The sequence below is a fragment of the Actinomadura sp. 7K534 genome, from assembly GCF_004348575.1.
GTDB classification, from domain to species: domain Bacteria; phylum Actinomycetota; class Actinomycetes; order Streptosporangiales; family Streptosporangiaceae; genus Spirillospora; species Spirillospora livida.
In genome coordinates, this window is sequence record NZ_SMKB01000433.1 from 1 (window position 1) to 2,507 (window position 2,507).

1 protein-coding gene is annotated in these 2,507 nt (G+C 72.1%); it reads left to right on the forward strand.

What is annotated here, in order from left to right; genetic code table 11:
- Positions 1-213: 213 nt before the first annotated feature.
- A partial coding sequence (locus E1266_RS38600; protein ID WP_165966369.1) for a DUF6049 family protein occupies positions 214-2,507 on the forward strand: 2,294 nt, incomplete at its 3' end.

The window sequence follows — 2,507 nt, forward strand, 5'->3', positions numbered from 1 at the left end:
GTCCCCTAACCCACCACCACCCGCGACCACCTACGAAGAAGGGCTCCGAGCCGAGCACCGAACGTGCGCCAGGGCCTGACCGCCAAGGGCGATGGAATAAACTCCCCCCGTGGTGCGGGATAGGGATGCCCGCCGGTCCGAGGCGGCCAGGTGCGTGGCCGGTGCGGCTTTTGGAGTCGGCCCGGCGCTCGGCGGCGCCTGGGCGGATGCGGCGTGAGACGCGTCAAACGCGCGGTCGCGCTGGCCGCTCTCCTGCCCTGTTTCGCGCTGGCGGCGCCGACGGCCCTGGTGCCTCCGGCCACGGCGTCGGCGCAGCCCCAGAAACTGGCGTTGAAGCGGGCCCAGGTAGGGGTCGGGCTGACGAAGGTGAGCCCGAAGACGGTCCGCGACAACTCGAAGATCGAGATCTCGGGGCTGGCGAAGAACCGTACGGGCGAGCAGCTCGCCGGGCTCACGCTGCGGCTGCGGTACAGCGCGCAGCCGGTCCTCAGCCGGAGCCAGCTCGACCAGTTCGCGACCGGCCAGCCGAGCCTGATGCCCAATGTGGGCCCGCAGCAGCAGCTCAGCGGCGCGGTCGCGCCGGGCGCGACGCAGAAGTGGACGTTCAAGACCACCGCCGGCGCGCTGCGGCTGAACGCCCCGGCCGGCACCCCGGGCGTCTACCCGGTGGGCGTGGAGGTGCTGAACTCGGCGCAGCAGGTGGTCGGCGGGCTGACGACGTTCCTGACGTTCATGCCGAAGCAGCGGCATTTCAAGCAGGTGGCGGTCAGCTGGGTGTGGCCGCTGGTCGACCGGATGCACCGGACCGACGACCAGACGTTCTTCGACGACCGCCTCACCCAGGACCTGGCCCCCAGAGGACGGCTCGGGTCGCTCGTCGACGCGGCCGCCGCGACGGACACCCCCGTCACGTGGGGCATCGACCCGGCCCTGCTGGACGACGCGCAGCGCATGGCGTCCGGCGACTACCGGGTGGAGCCGTTCGGCGCGAAGGCGGCGAAGAAGGAGAAGAGCGCGGCCGCGGCGGCGTGGCTGGCGGCGCTGAAGAACGCGTCCAAGGGCGACCCGTACTTCACGCTGCCGTACGGCGACCCCGACGTCGTCGCCCTGATCCGCCACAAGATGCCCCGCGACATCGGTGTCGCGTTCGCCGCGCGCAACACCGGCGTCGCGACACAGGTCCTCGGCCGGGCGGCGAACGCGAACGTCGCCTGGCCGGCGTACGGCGCGGCCGGTCCTGGAACGCTTGAACAGCTCGCCGAGCACGCGCTGAAGGACGGCGGGTCGTTCCTGATGAGCAGCTCGCAGTTCCAGCCCCCGCAGACCGGGGAGCTGCCGAACGCGACCACGAAGGTGCCGACGAGGGCGGGCGAGCAGAACGCCCTGCTGTTCGACGAGAAGCTCAACAAGATCGTCAGCGAGGGGTCGGAGTCGTCCTACGGCGCGCTGCTGACCGAGCAGCGCTTCCTCGCCGAGACGGCGATGATCGCGGCGGAGGCGCCGAACCAGCAGCGCACCGTCGTCGTCGCCCCCGACCGGCACTGGAACCCGGCGCCGGGCCTCGCGCAGAAGCTGCTGAAGTACACCGGCGACGCGGCGTGGCTCCGCGACCTGCCGCTGGACGAGATCGAGTCCGCCTCCCCGCAGGCCAGGGCGTTCAACGGCTACCCCGACTCCTTCGAGCGGTTCGAGGTGGGGGACGCGCACCTCGCGCAGATCCGGACGCTCGCCCGCCGCGCGGCGACGTTCCGGTCGGTGATGACGAACGACGTCAACATCTCCTACGAGCGTGCGCTGCTGCGCCTGGCGTCGGTGTCGTGGCGGGCGATGCCGGGTCGCGCGAAGCAGTCCCGCAACGCGCTCACGCATCGCATCGAGTCCGACATGAGCCAGGTCCGCATCGTCACCACCAAGAACAAACGGGTGCTGATGGGCGGCAGCTCCGGCAAGCTGCCGGTGCTCGTGGAGAACACGCTGCGGAACCAGTCGGTGCGGGTGCGGCTCGTCGCGACGTCCGAGAACACCGCGAAGCTCCAGCTCGCGCAGCTGGACCCGGAGGAGGCGGTCATCGAGCTGCGGCCCGGGGAGCGGGCGCAGCGGTGGATTCCGGCGCAGGCGGCGGGCAACGGGAACTTCCGGGTCCGCCTCGACCTGGCGATCCCGAACTCCGGCGGGCGGACGCTGGGGAGCGGCGAGACCATCACGGTCGTCACGACCGGATACGGGCGTATCGCACTGCTCATCACCGGCGGCGGACTTGCCGTACTCTTCGTGGGCGTCGGAGTGCGGGCCATCAGAGCAAGGCGCCGCCGGAAAGCGGAGGCAGCCGGTGACGGAGCGGGACCAGCAGGGACGCCCCCCGGGACGGGACAGCAGGGGTACGGGTTCCCCGGCGCAGGGCTCGCAGGGCCCGGGCTACCCACCCCCGGGCTCTCCGGGCCACCCGGGGCAGGGCTACCCGCCGCAGGGCATGCCGCAGGGTCCCCCGCCGGGCCCGCCACAGGGAC